This window comes from Paraburkholderia caledonica, from assembly GCF_000383275.1.
Taxonomy (GTDB): Bacteria; Pseudomonadota; Gammaproteobacteria; order Burkholderiales; family Burkholderiaceae; genus Paraburkholderia; species Paraburkholderia caledonica.
Genome location: NZ_KB911041.1, coordinates 227100 through 248742 on the forward strand (window position 1 = coordinate 227100; position 21643 = coordinate 248742).

General features: G+C 60.6%; 19 protein-coding genes and 2 tRNA genes. 18 read left to right on the plus strand and 3 right to left on the minus strand.

Annotated features, from left to right (window positions below):
- Nucleotides 1–33: 33 nt before the first annotated feature.
- Entirely contained in the window at nucleotides 34–579 is a 546-nt protein-coding gene (locus tag H281_RS0123130) for a LuxR C-terminal-related transcriptional regulator (protein WP_020069520.1), read from the minus strand.
- A gap of 240 nt (nucleotides 580–819) precedes the next feature.
- Here H281_RS0123130 and H281_RS0123135 point away from each other — a divergent pair, with 240 nt between their 5' ends.
- From H281_RS0123135 to H281_RS0123205, 15 genes are all read left to right on the plus strand, one after another.
- Complete coding sequence (locus H281_RS0123135) at nucleotides 820–1524, plus strand: CoA transferase subunit A (protein ID WP_020069521.1); 705 nt, start codon at nucleotides 820–822, stop codon at nucleotides 1522–1524.
- Between the two features lie 2 nt (nucleotides 1525–1526).
- Nucleotides 1527–2168 carry a CoA transferase subunit B gene (locus tag H281_RS0123140; protein ID WP_020069522.1) on the plus strand — a complete coding sequence of 214 codons (642 nt, stop codon included), beginning with the start codon at nucleotides 1527–1529 and terminating at the stop codon, nucleotides 2166–2168.
- 277 nt (nucleotides 2169–2445) lie between these two features.
- Complete coding sequence (locus H281_RS0123145) at nucleotides 2446–3357, plus strand: alpha/beta fold hydrolase (protein WP_020069523.1); 912 nt, start codon at nucleotides 2446–2448, stop codon at nucleotides 3355–3357.
- An 80-nt stretch (nucleotides 3358–3437) separates the two neighbouring features.
- Nucleotides 3438–3791 carry a RidA family protein gene (locus H281_RS0123150; RefSeq protein ID WP_020069524.1) on the plus strand — a complete coding sequence of 118 codons (354 nt, stop codon included), beginning with the start codon at nucleotides 3438–3440 and terminating at the stop codon, nucleotides 3789–3791.
- A gap of 69 nt (nucleotides 3792–3860) precedes the next feature.
- Nucleotides 3861–6104, plus strand: a complete 2244-nt coding sequence (locus H281_RS0123155) for a RelA/SpoT family protein (RefSeq protein WP_027804874.1) — start codon at nucleotides 3861–3863, stop codon at nucleotides 6102–6104.
- 138 nt (nucleotides 6105–6242) lie between these two features.
- Nucleotides 6243–6319, plus strand: a tRNA-Val gene (locus tag H281_RS0123160).
- A gap of 251 nt (nucleotides 6320–6570) precedes the next feature.
- Nucleotides 6571–8478, plus strand: a complete 1908-nt coding sequence (gene thrS, locus H281_RS0123165) for a threonine--tRNA ligase (RefSeq protein ID WP_027804875.1) — start codon at nucleotides 6571–6573, stop codon at nucleotides 8476–8478.
- A 49-nt stretch (nucleotides 8479–8527) separates the two neighbouring features.
- Nucleotides 8528–9052: a translation initiation factor IF-3 gene (gene infC / locus H281_RS0123170; protein ID WP_074263967.1), complete on the plus strand. Its 525-nt coding sequence runs from the start codon at nucleotides 8528–8530 to the stop codon at nucleotides 9050–9052.
- A 246-nt stretch (nucleotides 9053–9298) separates the two neighbouring features.
- A complete protein-coding gene (rpmI, locus tag H281_RS0123175) occupies nucleotides 9299–9496 on the plus strand; it encodes a 50S ribosomal protein L35 (protein WP_006052501.1) in 198 nt (65 codons plus the stop codon).
- Between the two features lie 29 nt (nucleotides 9497–9525).
- Nucleotides 9526–9885, plus strand: coding sequence for a 50S ribosomal protein L20 (gene rplT / locus H281_RS0123180; RefSeq protein ID WP_006052502.1), 360 nt, complete (start codon nucleotides 9526–9528; stop codon nucleotides 9883–9885).
- 158 nt (nucleotides 9886–10043) lie between these two features.
- Entirely contained in the window at nucleotides 10044–11057 is a 1014-nt protein-coding gene (gene pheS / locus H281_RS0123185; protein ID WP_020069527.1) for a phenylalanine--tRNA ligase subunit alpha, read from the plus strand.
- Between the two features lie 184 nt (nucleotides 11058–11241).
- Nucleotides 11242–13677, plus strand: a complete 2436-nt coding sequence (pheT, locus tag H281_RS0123190; protein ID WP_020069528.1) for a phenylalanine--tRNA ligase subunit beta — start codon at nucleotides 11242–11244, stop codon at nucleotides 13675–13677.
- Between the two features lie 69 nt (nucleotides 13678–13746).
- Nucleotides 13747–14157 (plus strand): integration host factor subunit alpha, encoded by a 411-nt coding sequence (locus H281_RS0123195; protein ID WP_012433735.1) that lies wholly within the window; start codon nucleotides 13747–13749, stop codon nucleotides 14155–14157.
- 46 nt (nucleotides 14158–14203) lie between these two features.
- The gene (locus H281_RS0123200) at nucleotides 14204–14617 is read left to right on the plus strand and encodes a MerR family transcriptional regulator (protein ID WP_027804876.1); all 414 of its coding nucleotides are present in this window, start codon (nucleotides 14204–14206) and stop codon (nucleotides 14615–14617) included.
- Nucleotides 14618–14678: 61 nt separating this feature from the next.
- Nucleotides 14679–14755: transfer RNA gene (locus tag H281_RS0123205), tRNA-Pro, on the plus strand.
- A gap of 189 nt (nucleotides 14756–14944) precedes the next feature.
- Here the strand turns inward: H281_RS0123205 and H281_RS0123210 are convergent.
- Nucleotides 14945–15853 (minus strand): LysR family transcriptional regulator, encoded by a 909-nt coding sequence (locus H281_RS0123210; RefSeq protein ID WP_020069530.1) that lies wholly within the window; start codon nucleotides 15851–15853, stop codon nucleotides 14945–14947.
- Nucleotides 15854–15964: 111 nt separating this feature from the next.
- On the opposite strand from H281_RS0123210, the gene H281_RS0123215 reads away from it, so the two are divergent.
- The 3 genes from H281_RS0123215 to H281_RS0123225 are packed head-to-tail and all read left to right on the plus strand — an operon-like array spanning nucleotide 15965 to nucleotide 20069.
- Nucleotides 15965–17314: an MFS transporter gene (locus H281_RS0123215; protein ID WP_020069531.1), complete on the plus strand. Its 1350-nt coding sequence runs from the start codon at nucleotides 15965–15967 to the stop codon at nucleotides 17312–17314.
- Complete coding sequence (locus tag H281_RS0123220; protein ID WP_020069532.1) at nucleotides 17311–18354, plus strand: hypothetical protein; 1044 nt, start codon at nucleotides 17311–17313, stop codon at nucleotides 18352–18354. The genes H281_RS0123215 and H281_RS0123220 overlap by 4 nt, the downstream gene beginning before the upstream one ends.
- A 59-nt stretch (nucleotides 18355–18413) precedes the next feature.
- Nucleotides 18414–20069: a tannase/feruloyl esterase family alpha/beta hydrolase gene (locus H281_RS0123225; RefSeq protein WP_020069533.1), complete on the plus strand. Its 1656-nt coding sequence runs from the start codon at nucleotides 18414–18416 to the stop codon at nucleotides 20067–20069.
- 99 nt (nucleotides 20070–20168) lie between these two features.
- Here H281_RS0123225 and rng read toward each other — a convergent pair whose 3' ends face one another.
- On the minus strand, nucleotides 20169–21638 hold the full coding sequence (gene rng, locus H281_RS0123230; RefSeq protein WP_020069534.1) for a ribonuclease G: 1470 nt from the start codon (nucleotides 21636–21638) through the stop codon (nucleotides 20169–20171).
- Nucleotides 21639–21643 lie beyond the last annotated feature (5 nt).

The window sequence follows — 21643 nt, forward strand, 5'->3', positions numbered from 1 at the left end:
ACAAAGCGGTGTCGCGCGCCGCGGCTGCGGCCGTCAATGCCCGAGCAGACGCTGCAACAGTTCGGTAGCGTTACCCGTATCGTATTTGCGCATCAAGCGGGCACGATAAACGTCGACGGTGCGCGGGCTGATTTCCAACGCCCGTCCAATCTGTTTGCTGGTTTTGCCGGTCACCAGTTGGGCGGCGATTTCCCGCTCGCGAGGCGTCAATTCGACCGCCACGCGCCGCGTCGCGCTCAGATCCTCGAAAGTCCAGACGCCTGCCGCGTGCGGGTCGGTGCGCCGCTGCGCGCGGCCCGTCACATGGCACCAGAACAGTTCGCCGTTGGCGCGCTTCATGATGCGGTCGTCGGCATAGCTGCCTTGAGCGGTCATGATGGGCGGGATCCGTGCGCCGATCCGCTCGAATTCGTCCGCCGACGGATACAGAATCTGGAACGACTGCCCGAGCAGCGCCTCGCGCGGACAGCCGAAGATGGACGCCAGTTCGTCATTGCAGTCTTCGATAATGCGCTCACGCGACAGCACGAGCCCGATCGGCGCGAGATGAAAAGCGGTTTGGTAATCCAGTGCGGGCATGGGCTGGCGGCAAGTACTTATGTATTTTTGCGTATTGTGCCGTATGGCGCACGCAGCGTACTCTTTCGGGCACATGAGAACGCGGTGAGGCGTCCATGGCGGCGTTTGCGCAAAGCGTGACACAGGCTTCGCGCACGGCACCCGCCGGATGACTAGAATGACGTGTCGGGCCGCGCCTGAGCGCGTCACACGAGCCGCAAGAAAACGGTTTCAGGTTTCCATAAAGGAAGGGACATACTGATGAACAAAGTCTATCCAGGCGCCGCCGAGGCGCTGAAAGACATCGTCAAGGACGGTCAGACGTTCGCCGTCGGCGGCTTCGGGTTGTGCGGCATTCCCGAAGCGCTGATCGCTGCGCTGCGCGACACCAAGGTGCAAAACATTACCTGCATCAGCAACAACGCGGGTGTCGACGGATTTGGCCTCGGTCTGCTGCTCGAGACGCGCCAGATCAAGAAGATGATCTCGTCGTATGTCGGGGAAAACAAGGAGTTCGAGCGCCAGTATCTGGCCGGCGAACTCGAACTCGAATTCACGCCGCAGGGCACGCTTGCCGAGAAACTGCGCGCGGGCGGCTCGGGCATCCCGGCGTTCTTCACGAATACCGGCTACGGCACGCTGATCGCCGAAGGCAAGGAAACCCGCCAGTTCGGCGAAAACCACTACGTGCTCGAACATTCGCTGACGGCGGATGTCGCGCTCGTGAAGGCATGGAAAGCCGACAAGTCGGGCAACCTGATCTATCGCCGCACGGCTCGCAACTTCAATCCGATGTGCGCGATGGCCGGCAAGATCACCGTCGCGGAAGTCGAGGAAATCGTCGAGGTAGGCGAGCTCGATCCGGACGCGATTCATACGCCTGGCATCTTCGTTCAGCGCATCGTGCTCAATGCGCATCCGGAAAAACGCATCGAACAACGCGTCGTCCGCGCGAAAGGAGACTGATCATGGCATGGACTCGTGACGAAATGGCCGCGCGCGCGGCGAAGGAATTGCAGGACGGTTTTTATGTGAACCTCGGCATCGGCTTGCCGACGCTGGTGGCGAACCACGTGCCGCCGGGTGTCGAAGTGTGGCTGCAGTCGGAAAACGGCCTGCTCGGCATTGGCCCGTCGCCGACCGAAGACGAAGTGGACGCCGACCTCATCAACGCGGGCAAGCAAACGGTGACCACGTTGCCGGGCTCGTCGATTTTTTCGTCGGCGGATTCGTTCGCGATGATTCGCGGCGGCCACATCAACCTGGCCATTCTGGGCGCCATGCAGATCAGCAAGAAGGGCGACCTCGCGAACTGGATGATCCCCGGCAAGATGATCAAGGGCATGGGCGGCGCAATGGATCTGGTGGCCGGCGTCAAGCGCGTGGTGGTGCTGATGGAGCACGTCGCGAAGGGCGATCAGCACAAGATTCTCGAAGAATGCACGCTGCCGTTGACGGGCGTGGGCGTGGTGGATCAGATCATCACCGACCTCGGCGTGATCGAAGTTACCGACGACGGCCTGAAGGTGACAGAACTGGCGCCTGGCGTGAGCGTCGACGAGATCAAGGCGAAGACGGGCGCGCCGCTCGATGTGAGCGCGGTGAGCTGATCACGGTTGTCGGGTTTGCTGCCGGGCTGACGCATGTGCGTTGGCCCAGACGGCGGGAATGGTGGGCGGGGCGGGCGAGGCGGAAGTCTCGCCCGCTTTTCTTTTTGCGGCTCGCGGTTTTGCCGCGCCCGTCCTATGCCTTCTGGCCGATCCTTGTCACGCGGCAAAGCGGTTTACAATCGTTCGAAGCAATCACTTGACGATTCGTCGCCTGTTTCTTCGCGCCGCGTTACGGTGCACACGGGCCACATGCACAGCGCTTTTGCAAGGACCACAGATGACCGCAACGACAGCTTTCGCCGGCGAGCGGCTCGCGCCGCGCCAACGTTATGTGCAGTGCGCGAGCGCCGCGGGCTTGCATCGCATTGCCTACACCGAGTGGGGCCATCCGGACAATCCGCGGGTGCTGCTGTGCGTGCATGGCCTGACGCGCTCGGGGCGCGACTTCGACCGGTTAGCGGCGCAGTTCGCCGATACCTACCGTGTGGTCTGTCCTGATGTGGCGGGCCGGGGCTTGTCTTCGTGGCTCGCCAACCCAAACCTATACAGCGTGCCGCAATATGTCGCAGACATGGTGACGCTCATTGCGCGGCTGAATGTGGAAACGGTCGACTGGTTCGGCACGTCAATGGGCGGCCTGATCGGGCTCGGCCTCGCGGGTCTCGCGGATACGCCTATCCGCAAGCTGTTGCTAAACGACGTCGGTCCGCATCTGGAGCCGGAGGCCGTCAAGCGTATCGGCGATTATCTCGGCAAGCCCGTGCGCTTCGACTCGCTGCGGCAAGGCATCGATCACGCGGCGTTCCTCGCGCGCAGCTTCGGTCCGCTCACGGCGGAAGAATGGCGCGAGATCAATACGCCGCTGATTCGCGAAGAGAACGGCACATGGCTGTTCCGCTACGATCCGCGCATTGCGCAGCCCTTTGCCGCGACTACAGAAGAAACCGCGAAGCTAGGGGAAGCTGCACTATGGCATTCGCTTGCGTCGTTTCAAGGCCCGGTGCTGGTGGTGAGAGGCGAGCTTTCCGATCTGCTGTCGCGTGAAACAGTCGCCAGGATGGTCGAGACGGGGAATGCGGTGTCGAGCGTCGAGATCAGCGGTGTGGGGCACGCGCCGGCGTTTCTTTCGGCGGATCAGATCGACATTGCGAAGCGGTTCTTTATCGGCAATGGCGGCGACGCGTCATAATATGCAGTTGCGCGTGGCGCTCTAACGCGTCATGCATAGCGCATCCAGTCAATCTTCTTCTATCTACTTCAGGATTCTTCATGGCAGTCATTCGTCACCATGTCGGCAAGCGTCTTTCTGAAATTGCCGTGCACAACGGCACGATCTACCTTGCCGGCCAGATCGCCGAAGACGCGGACCAGGACATCACGGGGCAAACGCGCGAAGTGCTCGGCCATATCGACCGCCTGCTAGCCGAGGCAAACAGCGATAAATCGCATTTGCTGTCCGTGCAGATCTATATCTCGGACATGGAGCATTTCGCCGGCATGAACGCGGTGTGGGACGAGTGGGTAGCGCAAGGCGCGACGCCGCCGCGCGCGACCGTCGAGGCGAAGCTCGCCAACCCGAAGTGCCTGGTTGAGATCGTCGTGGTCGCGGCGCAGCGGAGCTGAGCGAAGCAAAACCAGGCAGTTGCAGTTGAAATTCCGTTGATTTGCCAGGGCCCGGTGGGCCGCCGCACCATGAATACCGAAACCGCTACGAGCACGCCGAATCCTCTTCCGTCTTTCGACGAAGCAATGGCGTTCGTGCGTCGTCATGCGGGCGAGGTGCGGCTGTCGTCGGGCGAGTCTCTCGCGGATCATGCGGCGGGCACCGCGTCGATCATGCGCACGCTCAACGTCGATCCGCCGGCCGTGCTGGCGGCGGCGTTGTTTGCATTGACGCCGCATTTGCAAGACCCCGAGCGCGTGATCGCCGACAACTTCGGCGAGGAAGTCGCGCAACTCGTCGGCGACGTGCGCAAGTTGCTGCGCCTCGGCACAGTGAGCTTGCGCGCTGCACAGAACGCCATGCCCGAAGCGGGGCGTGATGCGCAGGCCGCCCGGCGCGCGCAGGTCGAGGCGCTGCGCAAGATGCTGCTCGCGTTCGCGCAAGATATTCGAGTAGTGCTGATACGGCTCGCGTCGCGGCTGCAGTCGCTGCGTTATTACGCGGCGGCGAAGCTCACGCCGTCGCCGGATGTGGCGCGCGAAACGCTCGATATCTATGCACCGCTCGCGAACCGCCTCGGCATCTGGCAATTGAAGTGGGAACTCGAAGACCTTGCGTTCCGCTTCGAAGAGCCGGTGACTTATAAGCGCATCGCGAAGTTGCTGGACGAGAAACGCGTTGAACGCGAAAGCTATGTTGCGCAGGCCATTGAACGGCTGCAGCAGGAACTTGCCGCCGCGAACATTCGCGCGGAAGTAAGCGGCAGGCCAAAGCATATCTATAGCATCTGGCGCAAGATGCGCGGCAAGGAACTCGACTTCGCCGAACTGTACGACGTGCGCGCGTTTCGCGTAATCGTGCCGGACATCAAGGATTGCTACACGGTGCTCGGCATCGTGCACAACCTGTGGCAGCCGGTGCCGCGAGAGTTCGACGATTACATCTCGCGGCCGAAGCCGAATGGCTATAAGTCGCTGCATACGGTGGTGATCGGCGACGACGGCCGTGCGTTCGAAGTGCAGATTCGCACGCACGACATGCATCAGTTCGCCGAGTACGGCGTGGCCGCGCATTGGCGCTACAAGGAAGCCGGCACGCGTGGGTACGGCGGGCAGTTTGCCGCCAATGAGAAGTACGACGAGAAGATCGCGTGGTTGCGTCAATTGCTCGCGTGGAAAGACGACGTCTCCGAAGGCGAGCACGGCGAGAAGCGCGCGGCGCAGCCGTGGGAGCAATTACGCCAGGCCACGCTCGACGACGACCACATCTACGTGCTCACGCCGCAGGCGCGCGTGATCGCGTTGCCGCATGGTGCGACGCCGGTGGATTTCGCGTATCACCTGCATAGCGAGTTGGGGCATCGGTGTCGCGGGGCGCGCGTCGACGGGGCGATGGTGCCGCTGAACACCCAGTTGCAGAACGGCCAGACTGTGGAAATCGTCGCGGTAAAAGAAGGTGGGCCGTCGCGCGACTGGCTCAATCCACAGCTCGGTTATCTGCATAGTCCGCGTGCGCGCCAGAAAGTGCGCGCCTGGTTCAATGCCGTCGAGTTACAGGAGCACATTGCGAGCGGCCGCGCAATGGTCGAAAAGACCCTGCAGCGCGAGGGCAAGACCTCGGTGAACCTGGATCAGCTCGCGGCCAAACTCGGCTTCAAGACTACCGACGATCTGTTCTCGGTCGTCGGCAAGGAAGAGTTCAGTCTGCGGCTCGTCGAGCAGGCGCTGCACGATGCGCCGCCGCCGGAACCGGTGGTCGAAGTACCCGAGCAATTCGAAAAGCGCAGTAGTGGCGCGAGCGTGGCGCGAGGTGCGTCGACGGGTGTGCTGGTGGTCGGTGTCGACGCATTGCTCACGCAGCTTGCTCGATGCTGTCGTCCGGCGCCGCCTGACGACATCTGCGGATTCGTGACGCGCGGCAAGGGCATGTCGATTCACCGCAGCGACTGCCCGACGTTTTTGCGCATGGCCGAACGCTCGCCGGAGCGTGTGTTGCAAACGGCGTGGTCAGCGGAGGTGATGAGCGGTCGCGGGCAATCGGTGTATCCGGTCGACCTCTCGATCGAGGCGACGGACCGCCAGGGTTTGCTGCGCGATATCTCCGAAGTGTTCGCGCGAGAAAAAATGAATGTGATCGGTGTGAAGACGCAAACCCGCCGCAACGCGGCGTTCATGCAATTCACCGTCGAGGTGTCGAGTGCCGCGCAAATTCAACGCGCTTGCACGCTGCTCGGCGAAGTGACAGGTGTCGTGCGGGCGTCGCGCAAAGGCTGACCCAGTGACGCGATGTTGAGTCGATGTGCTCACTTGCTCATGCGCAAGCGAGTGAATGATGTGGGTAAGCGCAATTTAAAGTCGATGCATAAAAGTACTTGCCAAGCAGTGTGGGGCTCCATATAATCTCGTTTCTTCAGGCTCGTAGCTCAGCTGGTTAGAGCACCACCTTGACATGGTGGGGGTCGTTGGTTCGAGTCCAATCGAGCCTACCAACGAAAGAGAAATTCCGGTTCTGCCGGGGTTTCGCAAACTGCAGTAAGCGCCTGTGGCGCAAAAGGCGAATACGGTTATGACACCGCGAACGTTGACCGAAACCACTTCGGAGCGACGCTAGTCGAGGACCACTTTCGCCAGTGTAGTTTGCAGGAAATGTGAATGCGGCCCCTCGAAAGCGGGGCCGCATTTTTTTTGGCTTGTTTGATTGATGTATATGCCGCCGCCGGTCGGCACCACGGAGAACGCAATGGTTTCGATACGTCTGCCTGACGGTTCTGTTCGACAGTACGAGCATCCGGTGACCGTCGCCGAAGTGGCCGCGTCGATCGGCCCCGGCCTCGCCAAGGCCGCGCTCGGCGGCAAGATCGACGGTGAACTGGTCGATACGTCCGCGCTGATCGATCACGACGCGGCGCTTGCCATCGTCACCGAAAAGGACGCAGACGGTCTGGATATCATTCGTCATTCTGCGGCGCACCTGCTTGCGTACGCAGTGAAGGATCTCTATCCGGAGGCGCAAGTCACGATCGGTCCGGTCATCGACAACGGCTTCTATTACGACTTTGCGTATAGCCGTCCCTTCACGCCGGAAGATCTCGAGAAGATCGAAAAGCGCATGCAGGAACTCGCGAAGAAAGACGAGCCTGTTTCGCGCCGCGTTGTATCGCGCGATGAAGCGGTGGACTACTTCAAGAGCATCGGCGAGAAGTACAAGGCTGAGATCATCGAATCGATTCCGGCTACGGACGAAATCAAGCTGTACTCGCACGGCGGCTTCACCGACTTGTGCCGCGGTCCGCACGTGCCGTCCACCGGCAAGCTGAAGGTCTTCAAGCTGATGAAGGTGGCCGGCGCCTACTGGCGCGGCGATTCGAAGAACGAGCAATTGCAGCGCATTTACGGCACGGCCTGGACGAAGAAGGAAGATCAGGACGCGTATCTGCACATGCTCGAAGAGGCGGAGAAGCGCGATCACCGTAAGCTCGGCAAGCAACTCGACCTGTTTCACATGCAGGACGAGTCGCCGGGCATGGTGTTCTGGCATCCGCGCGGCTGGACGCTGTGGCAGCAGGTCGAGCAGTACATGCGCCGCCGTGTGAACGACGCTGGCTACCTCGAGATCAAGACGCCGATGATCATGGATCGGTCGTTGTGGGAAGCGTCGGGTCACTGGCAGAACTATCGTGAAAACATGTTCACGACCGAATCGGAAAAGCGCGATTACGCGATCAAGCCGATGAACTGCCCGGGTCACGTGCAGGTGTTCAACCACGGTCTGCGCTCGTATCGCGATCTGCCGTTGCGTTACGCGGAATTCGGCTCGTGCCACCGCAATGAATCGTCGGGCGCGCTGCATGGATTGATGCGCGTGCGTGGTTTTGTGCAGGACGACGCTCATATTTTCTGTACTGAAGACCAGTTCATCAGCGAGTCGATTGCCTTCAACACGCTGGCCATGAGCGTGTACAAGGACTTCGGCTTTGATAACGTCGAAATCAAGCTTTCGTTGCGCCCCGACGCCCGTGCCGGTACCGACGAGACCTGGGATCGCGCGGAGCAGGGCTTGCGCGAAGCATTGACGGCTTGCGGCGTGACGTGGGTAGAGCTGCCGGGCGAAGGGGCGTTCTACGGTCCCAAAGTGGAATATCACATCAAGGACGCTCTCGGCCGCTCGTGGCAGTGCGGCACGTTGCAGCTCGATATGGTGCTGCCGGAGCGGCTGGGCGCGGAGTACGTTGCGGAAGACAACAGCCGTCGCCGTCCGATCATGCTGCACCGGGCAATCGTCGGATCAATGGAGCGTTTTCTCGGTATTCTGATCGAGCACCATGCTGGTGCAATGCCCGCGTGGCTCGCCCCGATGCAGGTAGTGGTGATGAATATCGCCGAAAGTCAGGCGGAATACGCCCAGTCTCTGGCCCAATCGTTGCAAAAACAAGGGGTTAGAGTAGAGGCCGATTTGCGCAACGAGAAGATTAGCTATAAAATACGTGAGCACACGCTTGAGAAGGTGCCGTACCTGCTTGTGGTCGGCGACAAGGAGCGTGAAGCCCAAACGGTAGCCGTGCGTGCCCGTGGTGGTGTCGACCTAGGCGTGATGCCTGTCGATTCTTTCATTGAGCGTCTGCGCCAGAACGTGCAGTCGTTCAACTGAGCCACTTGGCAGCGCGGCTCGTTTTTTTAATTTTTAGAGGAAACGTAACATCGCTACTGATAAGTCTGCGCACCGCATCAACGGTGAAATTACGGCACCCGAGGTGCGTCTGGTCGGAGTCGAGAACGAACCGCTCGGCATCGTGAAACTTGCTGATGCGTTCCGCATGTCGGAACAGCAAGACGTAGATCTGGTGGAAATCGCGCCGCAAGCGGTTCCGCCGGTCTGCCGATTGATGGACTACGGCAAGTTCAAGTACTCGGAAGCGAAGAAGCAGCACGAGGCCAAGCTCAAGCAGAAGATCGTTCAGGTCAAGGAAGTCAAATTCCGTCCGGGCACTGACGACGGTGACTACAACGTCAAACTGCGCAACCTCATTCGCTTTCTCGACGACGGCGACAAGACGAAAATCACGTTGCGTTTCCGTGGCCGCGAAATGGCTCACCAGGAAATCGGTATGCGCATGCTGGAACGCCTGCGCACGGACCTCGACGAAGTCGGTCAGGTCGAGCAAATGCCGAAAATGGAAGGGCGCCAGATGATCATGGTGCTCGCTCCGAAGAAAAAGAAGTAAGCGGTCAGAGCTGCGACGCGCCATGTGGCGCGTGTTCTGGTTGTGAAAAGTCGAACGATGCCGCACCGGGTGTCCGGTGCGACATCAGCAGGTTTCGAGACGGCGATTATGCAAATGCGCGCTGTCTCCGAAAAGCGGCTGCCGGCAGCATTGGCGGTCTGCATACCAAGTGGAATGGGTTTCGAAGGGCGGGTAATGGCCATCTGGCCGACCGCACACCCATATCCATCTAATAATGGAGTTGTCATGCCGAAGATGAAGACCAAGAAGAGTGCTGCGAAGCGCTTCGTGGTGCGTCCGGGCGGTACCGTCAAGCGCGGTCAAGCCTTCAAGCGCCACATTCTTACCAAGAAGACCACCAAGAACAAACGCCATCTGCGCGGTTCGACGGCAGTTCATGATTCCGATCTGAACTCCGTGCGCGCAATGCTGCCGTTCGCTTAACCCTTAACCGAAACTCATAGGAGCGAAACATGCCTCGAGTAAAACGTGGGGTTACCGCACGGGCCCGTCACAAGAAGATCATCAAGCTGGCCAAGGGTTACCGCGGCCGTCGCAATAACGTCTATCGCATCGCCAAGCAGGCGGTCATGCGCGCAGGCCAGTACGCCTACCGCGATCGCCGCAACAAGAAGCGTGTGTTCCGTGCATTGTGGATCACGCGTATCAACGCGGCGGTGCGTCAGCACGACATGACGTACAGCGTGTTCATCAACGGCCTGAAGAAGGCTTCGATCGAACTCGACCGCAAGGTGCTGGCCGACATGGCTGTGTTCGACAAGGCTGCTTTTGCTGCGATCGTTCAGCAGGTGAAAGCCGCCGTTGCAGCCTGATTGCGCTTCTGGCAATTAACACTGCGTGGTTCGTTGCAGCGAACATCCGGTAGTCTCGGTGACGCTGCAACAAAAACGGGGCTCCTCACCGAGCCCCGTTTTTGTTGGTAGAACCAGTTTTGCATCGATTGAACACTGACGTTGAAATGATGGGATCAATGGACCTGGACCAGATTGTCGCGGACGCGCAAAAAGCCTTCGCAGAAGCCTCCGACGTCACCACCCTCGAAAACGAGAAAGCACGCTTTCTCGGCAAGTCGGGCGTGCTGACGGAACTGTTGAAGGGCCTTGGCAAACTCGATCCCGAAACGCGCAAGACCGAAGGCGCACGGATCAACCTCGTCAAGCAACAGGTTGAAGCCGCGCTGACGGCTCGCCGCCAGGCGCTGGCCGACGCGCTGCTGAATCAGCGCCTCGCCGCCGAAGCGATCGACGTCACCCTGCCTGGCCGCGGCGCCAATACGGGCAGCCTGCACCCGGTCATGCGGACCTGGGAGCGCGTTGAACAGATTTTCGGCAGCATCGGATTCGACGTGGCCGATGGCCCCGAAATCGAAACCGATTGGTACAACTTCACCTCGTTGAACAGCCCGGAAAATCATCCGGCGCGCTCAATGCAGGACACTTTTTACGTCGACGGCAAAGATGCCGACGGCCGCCAACTGCTGCTGCGCACGCATACGAGCCCGATGCAGGTGCGTTACGCGCGTACCAACAAGCCGCCCATCAAGGTGATCGTGCCCGGTCGCACCTACCGTGTCGACAGCGACGCGACTCACTCGCCGATGTTCAATCAGGTCGAAGGCCTGTGGATCGACGAGAACATCAGCTTCGCGGATCTGAAGGGCGTCTATACGGACTTCCTCAAGAAATTCTTCGAACGCGACGATATTCTGGTGCGTTTCCGTCCGTCGTATTTCCCGTTCACCGAACCGTCGGCCGAGATCGACATGCTGTTCGAAACGGGCAAGAACGCGGGCAAGTGGCTCGAAATTTCGGGCTCAGGCCAGGTGCATCCCACCGTGATCCGCAACATGGGCCTCGACCCGGAGCGCTACATCGGCTTCGCTTTCGGCAGCGGCCTCGAACGGCTCACCATGTTGCGCTACGGCGTGCAAGACCTGCGTCTGTTCTTCGAAAACGACCTGCGTTTCCTGCGTCAATTCGCTTGAACGAACGCGTTGCGCGACAAGCATAGAGCGCGGTACTGCACCGAGTGCATGCCGCCACAGCGTCCCGGCAGTGACAGGCAGTGACTCGCTGTAACTCATGGCAACTGGCGATTGCGCCGCACGCCGAATTGCGCGATGTATCTGCCTCACGCGGACCTAACCTGATCAGAACGTACAGAGAACCATGCAATTCCCGGAATCCTGGCTGAGAACCTTTGTCGATCCGCAACTGACGACGGACGAGCTGTCGCACGCATTGACGATGGCGGGTCTCGAAGTTGAAGACCTGCGACCGGCTGCGCCACCGACCTCGAAGATCGTGGTCGGTCAGGTGCTGGAAGTCGTCAAGCACCCGGATGCGGACAAGCTGAACGTCTGCCAGGTCAACGCCGGCACAGGCGCTACGCTCAATATCGTCTGCGGTGCGCCAAACGTAGCGCCAGGCATCAAGGTGCCGGTTGCGCTGGTTGGCGCGCAACTGCCGCCGGCCGAAGAGGGCGGCGCGCCGTTCGAGATCAAACTCTCGAAGCTGCGTGGCGTGGAAAGTCAGGGCATGCTGTGCTCGGCGCGCGAACTGAAGCTCTCGGAAGATCATAGCGGCCTCCTGATCCTGCCGGAAGATACGCCGATTGGCCAGGACATCCGCGAAACGCTCAATCTCGACGACACCATTTTCGAGATCAAGCTGACGCCGAACAAGGCAGATTGCTTGTCGGTGTTCGGCGTGGCGCGCGAGACCTCCGCGATCACCGGTGCACCGTTGCGTCCGCTCGAGATCAAGCCGGTCCAGGTCAAGCTCGACGAGACGCTGCCCGTCAAGATCTCGGCGCCCGATCTTTGCGGCCGTTTCTCGGGCCGTGTCATCCGCGGTGTGAATGCGCGTGCGAAGTCGCCGCAATGGATGGTCGAACGTCTTGAGCGTTCAGGTCAGCGCAGCATCTCCGCGCTCGTGGATATTTCCAATTACGTGATGCTCGAGCTGGGCCGTCCGTCGCACGTGTTCGATCTGGACAAGATCCACGGCGGTATGGACGTGCGTTGGGGCCGCAAGGGCGAAACGCTCAAGCTGCTGAACGGCAACACCGTCGAAGTTGACGAAACGGTTGGCGTGATCGCCGACGAGCAACACATTGAAAGCCTCGCGGGCATCATGGGCGGCGATAGCACGGCCGTCACGCTCGACACGACCAACATCTACCTTGAAGCCGCATTCTGGTGGCCGGATAGCATTCGTGGCCGCTCGCGCAGGTACAACTTTTCGACCGATGCGGGCCATCGCTTCGAGCGCGGCGTCGATTACGCGACCACCGTTGAGCACATCGAGCGGATCACGCAACTGATCCTCGACATTTGCGGCGGCGAAGCGGGTCCCGTGGACGACCAGGTCGTCAATGTGCCTCAGCGCGAGCCCGTGAAGATGCGCGTGTCCCGCGCGAACCGCATCATCGGCATCGCGATCGGCGCCGAGGAAATCGCGCAGATCTTCACGCGTTTGGGCCTTACGTTCGAACACGAAGGCGACACGTTCTCGGTCATGCCACCGTCGTACCGTTTCGATATCGAGATCGAAGAAGACCTGATCGAAGAAGTCGCGCGTATTTACGGCTTCGAGAAGATTCCGGCGCGCCCGCCGGTCGCTAAGAGCGAAATGCGCGCGACCAACGAAACGCGCCGCTCGATCCACGCAATCCGGCACGCGCTTGCCGCTCGCGATTACGCTGAGACGGTCAACTTCAGTTTCGTGGATGCCGAGTGGGAGCAGGACTTCGCCGGCAATGACAAGCCTGTGCGTCTGCTGAATCCGATTGCGAGCCAGTTGTCGGTCATGCGGACCACGCTGATTGGCAGCCTGATTCACGTGCTGCGCACGAACCTGAACCGCCGTGCTGCCGACCGCGTACGCGTGTTCGAAGCTGGCCGCGTGTTCCTGCACGATCCGTCGATCAAGGCCGGAGAGCTCACGGTCGAAGGCTTCGCCCAGCCGAAGATGATCGGCGGGCTCGCGTACGGTCCCGCGCTTGAGGAGCAGTGGGGCGCGCCGTCGCGTACCGTCGACTACTTCGACGTGAAGGCCGACGTCGAGGCGTTGCTCTCGCCGGCAGTCGCGCGCTTCGTGAAAGCGGAACATCCCGCGCTGCATCCGGGGCGCAGCGCGCGCATTGAACTGAATGGCCGCGCGATTGGCTGGATCGGCGAACTGCATCCGCGCTGGATGCAAAAATATGATTTACCGAATGCGCCGATTCTGTTTGAAGTCGAAGCGGACGCATTAATGCAACGCGTATTGCCCACACCCTCGGAAGTGTCTAAATTCCCGCCGGTGCGCCGCGATATCGCGGTAGTTGTCGATCAGAAAATCGAGGCGCAGGCGCTGCTGGACGAGCTCCAGAAGGCTCAGTCGGAGCCCGCCTGCAAGACCGTCCAGAAGGTTGTGCTTTTTGACGAATTCCGTCCAAAATCAAACACTTCCGGTGGCTTGGGGGCTCACGAGAAAAGCCTTGCGTTCCGTGTTACCTTGCAAGATACTGGCGGGACCCTTCAGGACGAAACGGTCGATCTGGCCATTCAGACTCTGGTGGAACGTCTGGCTCGAGTATATGGCGCACGGTTGCGCGGATAACCCGCATTTAACAATTGCGCGGCTGTTTCCGCATCCTTTGTTTTCTGCATGGCGCGCCATTTGATAGATATGAATGAAATGAACTCGAGTGATTTCGAAGCCCTTCTTACGGCGCAACGCAGCGCCATGATTCGAGAAATTCCGACATCACCCGCCGTCGTTTCAACTGAAACGCCGACGCTCACCAAAGCGGAACTTGCCGAGTTGCTGTTCGACAATGTCGGGCTCAACAAGCGGGAAGCGAAAGACATGGTGGAGGCGTTTTTCGAGGTGATCCGGGATGCGTTGGAGAGCGGCGACAGTGTGAAGCTGTCGGGCTTCGGCAACTTCCAGTTGCGCGACAAACCGCAGCGTCCCGGCAGAAACCCGAAAACCGGCGAGGCAATTCCCATTGCCGCGCGCCGCGTTGTGACGTTCCATGCAAGTCAAAAGCTGAAGGCTCTGGTCGAGAACGGCGCCGAAGCGAGCTTCACGCGCTGATCGACTGGCGCGTTCCTGCGCAACCCACCACGACGGCTAACTGACGATGACAGCGACGATGGAAAAAGTCGTCTTGCCTCCGATTCCGGCGAAACGCTACTTCACGATTGGTGAGGTCAGCGAACTATGCGGCGTCAAACCGCATGTGTTGCGCTATTGGGAGCAGGAGTTTACGCAGTTGCGGCCTGTCAAGCGACGCGGCAATCGCCGGTACTATCAGCATCACGAGGTGCTGTTGATCCGGCGGATTCGTGAGTTGCTGTACGAGCAGGGCTTCACGATCAACGGTGCACGCAACCGGCTGGATTCACATGGCGGCGGTGCGCACAATGCGCCGGCTGAAATGGGCGAGCAGGTCGAGGGCTTCGTTCCGCCGGAGGCACCAGCAACCGCGAACGCCGTCGACGTCGAGCAGTTGCGCAAAGAACTGCTGAACGTGATCGATCTGTTGAATCGCTAGTCGCTTTATTGGTGCGAACGGTTCTATTCGAATGAAGTGTCTGTTATAATTTTGTGCTGTTCGGGGCGTAGCGCAGCCTGGTAGCGTACCTGCATGGGGTGCAGGTGGTCGGAGGTTCAAATCCTCTCGCCCCGACCAAGAAATCAAGGCCTTATGGATACATGTCCATAAGGCCTTTTTCGTTTTGGGCCCATCTTAACCACACGTTTGCTCCACAGAACGGACGGCTCTAGCGGCAACAGAACAGGTTCTTATACATCACAGAACACGCCGCAAGAAACAGCGGCACTGCCCACGCCTCCGCCCAAAACCACGCCGCCCCAACACTCACTCGCGGCTCGGATGCTGATGCACGAAAGCGAGCAGCGTCTTGCGAAAGTGGGAAGCCGCCGGGCTGTGCGAATCATCTCGCGTAACGAGATGCAATGGTGCGCGAAAAGCATGGTCGCCCGCCACGCGGCAGTAGCGCACGCTTTCCTGGTGGTAGCGATGCATCGACGCAGGAACGAGCGAGATGCCGCCGCCCGCTGCCACGAGGTTGATGGCCGTTACCATGCGCGGCACTTCCTCGACCACGTTTGGCTCGAAACCCTTTGACTGACAGGCGCTAATAAAATCCGCGTACATACCGGGGGCGCCAGGCCGACGCACGAAAATAAACGACTCGTTGGCAAGCTTCTGGAGCGCTATGGCGCGGCTGCTTATAAGCCGATGTCCGACGGGCAGCACCAGCAACATTCGTTCTTCGGCCAACAGTTCGAACCGCAGACCTGCGGGCGTGTGAACCGGTTTGCGCAGAATCGCCGCGTCCGCACGGTCCTCTACCATCATTTCGATGATGTCCGCCGCGTTGACCTCAGTCATTTCGATGGCGACCTCGGGGTACAGCTCACGGAAATTGCGGATGGCCGTGGGCGTCAGAGGATGAAACGCAGCCGAACTCGTAAGCGCAACGCGCACGGTGCCGATGTGCCCTTGCGCAACGCGGCGCGCCTGAACGACCGCGTTGTCCAGTTCGAGCAGCACGGAGCGGGCGCGTGCTGCGAACGTTTCACCTGCCGCCGTCAACGAGACGCCGCGCGGCTGTCGCACGAAAAGCGCGAAGCCCAGTTCCTGTTCGAGTTCCTGAATCTGCTGCGACAGCGGCGGTTGCTGAATGTGCAGCCGGGCGGCGGCGCGGGTGAACTGGCCTTCTTCGGCGACCGCGAGGAAGTAGCGCAAATGTCTCAGTTCCATGGTTGGCCTGCTATATGTGTTGGATATGGCAACCGCGCCTCATATGTATTTTACATTGGTGACTGCCGCACGTACTCTCTATTTGCAGGCAGCCGAATACAAAGGAGACACATGCAAACCGTTATGCAAGCGGTCACGCCCGCTGCGGCCGCGCCACCTCTCAGCCGTTCACAGATGCGCCGCGCGGTGCTCGCTTCAGTCATCGGCAATGGTCTTGAGTGGTTCGACTTCCTGATCTACGGGTATTTCGCCAAGGTCATTGCACAGGTGTACTTTCCCGCGAACAACAGCTTTGTGTCGATCACATTGACGCTGGCCACGTTTGCAATTGGCTTCCTGGTGCGGCCGCTCGGCGGCATTGTTATCGGCGCGTGCGCCGATCGTTACGGGCGCCGCAAGACGCTGTCGCTGCTGATTCTTCTGATGGCGCTGAGTACGCTGATGATGGGCCTGACACCCGGCTACGCGACTATCGGCATTGCTGCGCCGCTCATTGTGATCGTCGCGCGCATTCTGCAGGGGCTGTCGGTGGGCGGAGAGTTCGCAACCGCAGCTGCAATGCTCACGGAATATGCGCCGCCTCGGCGCAAGATGTTCTTCGGTAGTTTTCAAATGACGTCGCAGGCCGTCGCGCTCCTGCTCTCGTCGCTCTGCGCGTTGCTCCTCACCACGCGGCTCTCGCACGAATCGCTCGTGTCGTGGGGCTGGCGCGTCCCGTTCCTGCTCGGCGCGCTCGTCGGTCCGGTGGGCTTCTATATCCGGCACAAGGTGGGTGAGTCGCCGGAGTTTCTTCAGCTGCGCGAGCGGCTCGGACACGCACCGCGCCAGTCGCTTCGCACGTTCATTCGTGAGCGCGGCGACGCGGCGCTGTGCGCGATGGGCGTCATCATCGTTGGGGCCGCAACGAATTACCTGTGGCATTCGTACATGCCGCTATATGTCGAGCATCAGCTGCATTTGCCGCTGAAAAATGCGCTGTTCGGAACGGCCATCTCTGGCCTGATTGGGATTGCCGGCTATCCGCTGGCGGGGCGTCTTGCCGACCGTTTCGGCGCATATCGTCTGTTTTTCCCGGTCGCGATAGCGTGGGTGTGCGTTGCCTATCCGCTCTTTGCATGGGTGCTCGCGGCGCCGTCCGCTGAACGTGTGTTCACCGCGCAAATGATTGCGACTGTCGTACTTAGCCTCATGTCCGGTGCGCACCCCGGCATGCTCACGCAGCTCTTTCCGACCTCGACGCGCTCCACAGGCGTTGCGCTCTCGTACAACGTGGCGGTCACGCTCTTCGGCGGTCTTGCGCCCCTCACGGTTTCGACGTTAATCGACGTCACCGGCTCGCGGTTGGTCCCGGCGTGGTATCTGATCTGCGCAGGCGTCATTTCGCTGCTGCTTGTTGGACTGACGGCCTCCGGGCGGCGCCTGGTTCGCAAGCCCGATCTCTGGCTGGCCGACGGTCAATGAGCGGCGCGATGAATCTTGTAATGGACAGCGATGCAAGGCCACGCAACGAAGTGCCTGTGCAGGTGATAGCCAGCGAACGGTTGATCGTATCGAACGCGCGCGGTGAGGCAGCCGTTCCGCTTTTCAAAGGCGGCAGTACGCGGCCCACTCAAGCGACTCGGGTGGTCGTGATGCTGCACGGAAGACTTCGTGATGCGGATGCGTACCTGCAATCCACACAGTGCGCACTGGCGTCGTCGACTGTTGAGCCCGATAGCGTGATCCTCGTCGTACCCCAGTTTCTGGCGACGGCCGATGTCCAGCATCATTCGTTGCCGGCCGACTGTCTGCACTGGGAGTGGACCTCGTGGATGGGCGGTCTCGATGCGATTGGGCCTGCGCCGCTAAGCTCTTTCGACGTACTCGACGCGCTGATCGAACACTACGTGCGTGACGACGCATACCCGAACGTGCGGGAGATCATCGTTGCCGGGCATTCCGGCGGGGCGCAGGTCGCGCATCGTCACGCGATACTCAGCGACGCCGCCGCACGTTGCAGGGCGGCGGGAGTGAGCGTGCGTTATGTCATTGCGAATCCGTCGTCGTATGTGTACTTCGACGCGTGGCGTCCGCACTATGCAGACGGATCGAGCGCTGACGCACGCGCCGCCTGCACCGGGTTCAACGCATGGAAGTACGGCACGGAAGGGTTGCCGCGCTATGCGAAGGGACTGGATGTCCAACAGCTCGAATACCGTTATGTCGATCGCGACGTCACTTATCTGCTCGGCACGCACGACAACGATCCGGCGCATCCGGCTCTCGACCGCTCATGCGAAGCCATGCTGCAGGGCCCGCATCGACTCGCAAGGGGCCGCGCCTATTTTGCCTATCTGCGCAGACGGCATCCGCAGTTGCGTCATCAACTGTATGAGGTGGCGGGCGCGGCGCACAGCGGTGACGCGATGTTCGTGTCGCAGGCAGGTGTGCAGGCGCTCTTCGGCACAACTGCACGGCTTATCGACACCGGCGTCGTGCACGAGGGCCGCGCGCTCGAATAGCGACAGCGGCGCGGACGCATAGCAACAACATAACCAGCCAATCGTTTCAGGAGACGAAGATGATCAGAAGATCGCTCGGGTGGGCGCTCGCCTTCACCTTTTGCATCAGCGGATGCGGCGGCAATGGACCGACCAGCGAGAATCCGGGCGGGTCGACGCCTGCGCCCACGGCGGCCACGCAATGCAGCGGGTTGAGCGGGCTGTCGATTCCGGCGTCCTCGATTGCTGTACCGACCAGCGGCGCGACGATTACCAGCGCGACGCTAGTGGAAACGAGCGGCGAATACTGCCAGGTGAACGGTGCAATCGCACCGGTCGACCCGGCTGCGCCTTCCATCAAATTCCAGGTCAATCTGCCGACCAGGTGGAATCGTAAGGCGCTGCATTATGGCGGCGGCGGTTTCGACGGCACGCTGATCACCGGTGTCGATCCGCTCGACATGGCCCCGACCGGCACATCCACGCCGCTCGCAAACGGCTACGCGACCTTCGGCGACGACTCGGGGCATCAGAGTTCGAGCATTACGGACGGCAAGTTCGCCGCCAACGACGAGTCGCTTGCAAATTACGGCGGCTTGAGCCTCAAGAAGACACACGACGTCGCCATGACCCTGATCAAAAAGCGTTATGCGAGCGCGCCCGACAAGGTCTATTTCTTCGGCAGTTCGACGGGTGGACGCGATGGTCTGAGCGAAGCGCAGCGCTGGCCGCAAGACTACGAGGGCATCGTAGTAAACCGTCCCGCGCTCAACTATACGGGGCTTCGTCTGAGCAATGTCGTGCTCGGCCGGGCGCTGTATCTGAATAGCGGTGCGGGTTGGCTCGATGTGGCGAAAACGGTGTTGCTGCAGAACGCGGTCATGACCGCATGCGATGCGCTCGACGGCGTCGCCGACGGCGTCATCGCGAACGTGACGGCGTGCAAGGCGCAGTCGGCCACGGTGCTGGCATCGCTGCGCTGCCCGAGCGGCGCGGACTCGGGCGATACCTGTCTGTCGGACGCGCAGATCGCGACGGTGCAAACCATTGCCGCACCGCTGCAGTTGCCTTATCCGCTCGCTAATGGCGTGACGCGTTACGCCGGCTACAACATTCTCGCCGGTTCAGTGTTCGCCGGACCGAACACCACGCGCGATCTTGGCGAGTCCAGAGTCCCTGCGAATCCCGCCGGCAAGAAGGACGCTAACCAATGGGTAACGGGCGACCAGTGGGTCAAGTACTTCGTCACACGCGTGCCGACTTTCGATTCATTGACATTCGACCCGCTGAATCCCGGTACGTACCAGTCGCGAGTGCAAACCGTGTCGGCGCTCACGGACGCGACGAGCACCGACTTGAGCGCCTATGTCGCGAAAGGCGGCAAGCTCATCATGACGCACGGTCTTGCAGACGAGATTGTCAGCACTGATTCGAGCACGGATTACTACAACGGCCTTGTGCAGCGCTTCGGACAGAGCACGGTGGATGGTTTCGTACGCTTCTACCTGATGCCGGGCGTAGGACACGGCACGGGACCGTTTCATCCGGCTGTCGATTCCCTTTCCGCGCTCGATCAATGGGTAGAGACCGGCAAGGCGCCCGAAACGCTCTCGATGAGCGATCTGAACGCCGCAACGCTCGGTAGAACGCGGCCGCTTTGCCGTTATCCGCTATGGCCAAAGTACATTGGCGGAGATATCAATGTGGCCGCGAGCTTCCAGTGCGCTAGCTCCTGACACGCAATTGCCTGACGCCGCCCGCAGGGCGGCGCCACGATCGGCGTGAGTCGAGTCTCTGAACGATGGAGAGCGCGGTTCCCGGTTCAGCTGGTGGACCTACATCAGAACGATGTCGTACTGCTCCTGACTCAGATTCGACTCCACCTGCAACGACACCGGCTTGCCGATGAAATCAATCAACATTGCCAGATGTTGGGACTCTTCTTCGAGAAACAGATCGATTACCTGTTGGGACGCAACCACGCGAAACTCACGCGGATTGAACTGTCGCGATTCGCGCAATATCTCGCGCAGCACGTCGTAGCAAACGGTACGCGGCGTTTTCACCTGGCCCTTGCCCTGGCAAACCGGGCAGGGCTCGCACAGCACATGCGCGAGCGATTCGCGCGTGCGCTTGCGTGTCATTTCAACCAGTCCCAGTTGCGAGAAACCGTTCACGGTCACGCGTGTGCGGTCGCGCGACAATGCCTTCTTCAACTCGCCCAGCACCTGATCGCGATGCTCGACGTTTTCCATATCGATGAAATCGATAATGATCACGCCGCCCAGGTTGCGCAACCGCAATTGACGCGCAATGGTATGCGCCGCTTCCAGGTTCGTCTTGAAGATGGTGTCGTCGAAGTTGCGCGCGCCGACGTAGCCGCCCGTATTCACGTCGATGGTGGTCATTGCTTCGGTCTGGTCGATCACCAGGTAGCCGCCCGACTTCAGATCCACGCGGCGCGACAACGCGCGCTGGATTTCGGCCTCGATGTTGTACAGATCGAAAAGCGGCCGCTCGCCTGTGTAGTGATGCAGTTTCGCGGACACCGCCGGCGTGAACTCCGCCGCGAAATCGGCAAGCATCTGATACGTCTCGCGCGAGTCGACCTGGATGCGCGATGTTTCATCGTTCACGAAATCGCGTAGCACGCGTTGCGCGAGATTCAGATCCTGATAGAGCAGACTCGTGGGCGGCATGCGCTGGCCTTGCGACAGGATCGTTGCCCATGTCTTGCGCAGATAGGCGACGTCGGCGGCCAGTTCTTCGCTCGTCGCATCTTCGGCGATGGTGCGCACGATGTAGCCGCCTTTCTCGTCGGCAGGCAATACGGCGGTCAAACGCGCGCGCACGGCTTCGCGCTCGGCCTCGCTTTCGATCTTCTGCGAGATGCCGATATGCGGCTCCTGCGGCAGATAGACGAGCGTGCGCCCGGCAATGCTCACTTGCGTGGAAAGCCGCGCGCCCTTGGTGCCGATCGGGTCCTTCACCACCTGGACCATCAGCGTCTGACCTTCGAACACGATTTTTTCAATCGGCTGATGCGGCGTCTGATGTTGGGGCTCGCCGGCAATGCGCGGGTGCCAGATATCGGCTACATGGAGAAACGCCGCGCGCTCCAGACCGATGTCGATAAAAGCGGATTGCATGCCCGGCAACACGCGCACGACCTTGCCGAGATAGACGTTGCCGACGCGGCCCCGCGACAGCGTTCGTTCGACGTGAAGTTCCTGGACGGCGCCTTGCTGGACGAGCGCGACGCGCGTTTCCTGCGGCGTGACATTGATCAGGATTTCTTCATTCATGGTGT

Bases quoted from the DNA above. Each gene is read 5' to 3' on its own strand.
- H281_RS0123200 (WP_027804876.1), top strand. From the start codon at position 14,204: ATGACAGCGACGATGGAAAAAGTCGTCTTGCCTCCGATTCCGGCGAAA.
- H281_RS0123220 (WP_020069532.1), top strand. From the start codon at position 17,311: ATGAGCGGCGCGATGAATCTTGTAATGGACAGCGATGCAAGGCCACGC.
- rng (WP_020069534.1), bottom strand. From the start codon at position 21,638: ATGAATGAAGAAATCCTGATCAATGTCACGCCGCAGGAAACGCGCGTC.
- H281_RS0123210 (WP_020069530.1), bottom strand. From the start codon at position 15,853: ATGGAACTGAGACATTTGCGCTACTTCCTCGCGGTCGCCGAAGAAGGC.
- H281_RS0123155 (WP_027804874.1), top strand. From the start codon at position 3,861: ATGAATACCGAAACCGCTACGAGCACGCCGAATCCTCTTCCGTCTTTC.
- pheT (WP_020069528.1), top strand. From the start codon at position 11,242: ATGCAATTCCCGGAATCCTGGCTGAGAACCTTTGTCGATCCGCAACTG.
- H281_RS0123130 (WP_020069520.1), bottom strand. From the start codon at position 579: ATGCCCGCACTGGATTACCAAACCGCTTTTCATCTCGCGCCGATCGGG.
- H281_RS0123215 (WP_020069531.1), top strand. From the start codon at position 15,965: ATGCAAACCGTTATGCAAGCGGTCACGCCCGCTGCGGCCGCGCCACCT.
- H281_RS0123150 (WP_020069524.1), top strand. From the start codon at position 3,438: ATGGCAGTCATTCGTCACCATGTCGGCAAGCGTCTTTCTGAAATTGCC.
- rpmI (WP_006052501.1), top strand. From the start codon at position 9,299: ATGCCGAAGATGAAGACCAAGAAGAGTGCTGCGAAGCGCTTCGTGGTG.
- H281_RS0123145 (WP_020069523.1), top strand. From the start codon at position 2,446: ATGACCGCAACGACAGCTTTCGCCGGCGAGCGGCTCGCGCCGCGCCAA.
- H281_RS0123225 (WP_020069533.1), top strand. From the start codon at position 18,414: ATGATCAGAAGATCGCTCGGGTGGGCGCTCGCCTTCACCTTTTGCATC.
- H281_RS0123135 (WP_020069521.1), top strand. From the start codon at position 820: ATGAACAAAGTCTATCCAGGCGCCGCCGAGGCGCTGAAAGACATCGTC.
- H281_RS0123140 (WP_020069522.1), top strand. From the start codon at position 1,527: ATGGCATGGACTCGTGACGAAATGGCCGCGCGCGCGGCGAAGGAATTG.
- rplT (WP_006052502.1), top strand. From the start codon at position 9,526: ATGCCTCGAGTAAAACGTGGGGTTACCGCACGGGCCCGTCACAAGAAG.
- thrS (WP_027804875.1), top strand. From the start codon at position 6,571: ATGGTTTCGATACGTCTGCCTGACGGTTCTGTTCGACAGTACGAGCAT.
- pheS (WP_020069527.1), top strand. From the start codon at position 10,044: ATGGACCTGGACCAGATTGTCGCGGACGCGCAAAAAGCCTTCGCAGAA.
- H281_RS0123195 (WP_012433735.1), top strand. From the start codon at position 13,747: ATGAATGAAATGAACTCGAGTGATTTCGAAGCCCTTCTTACGGCGCAA.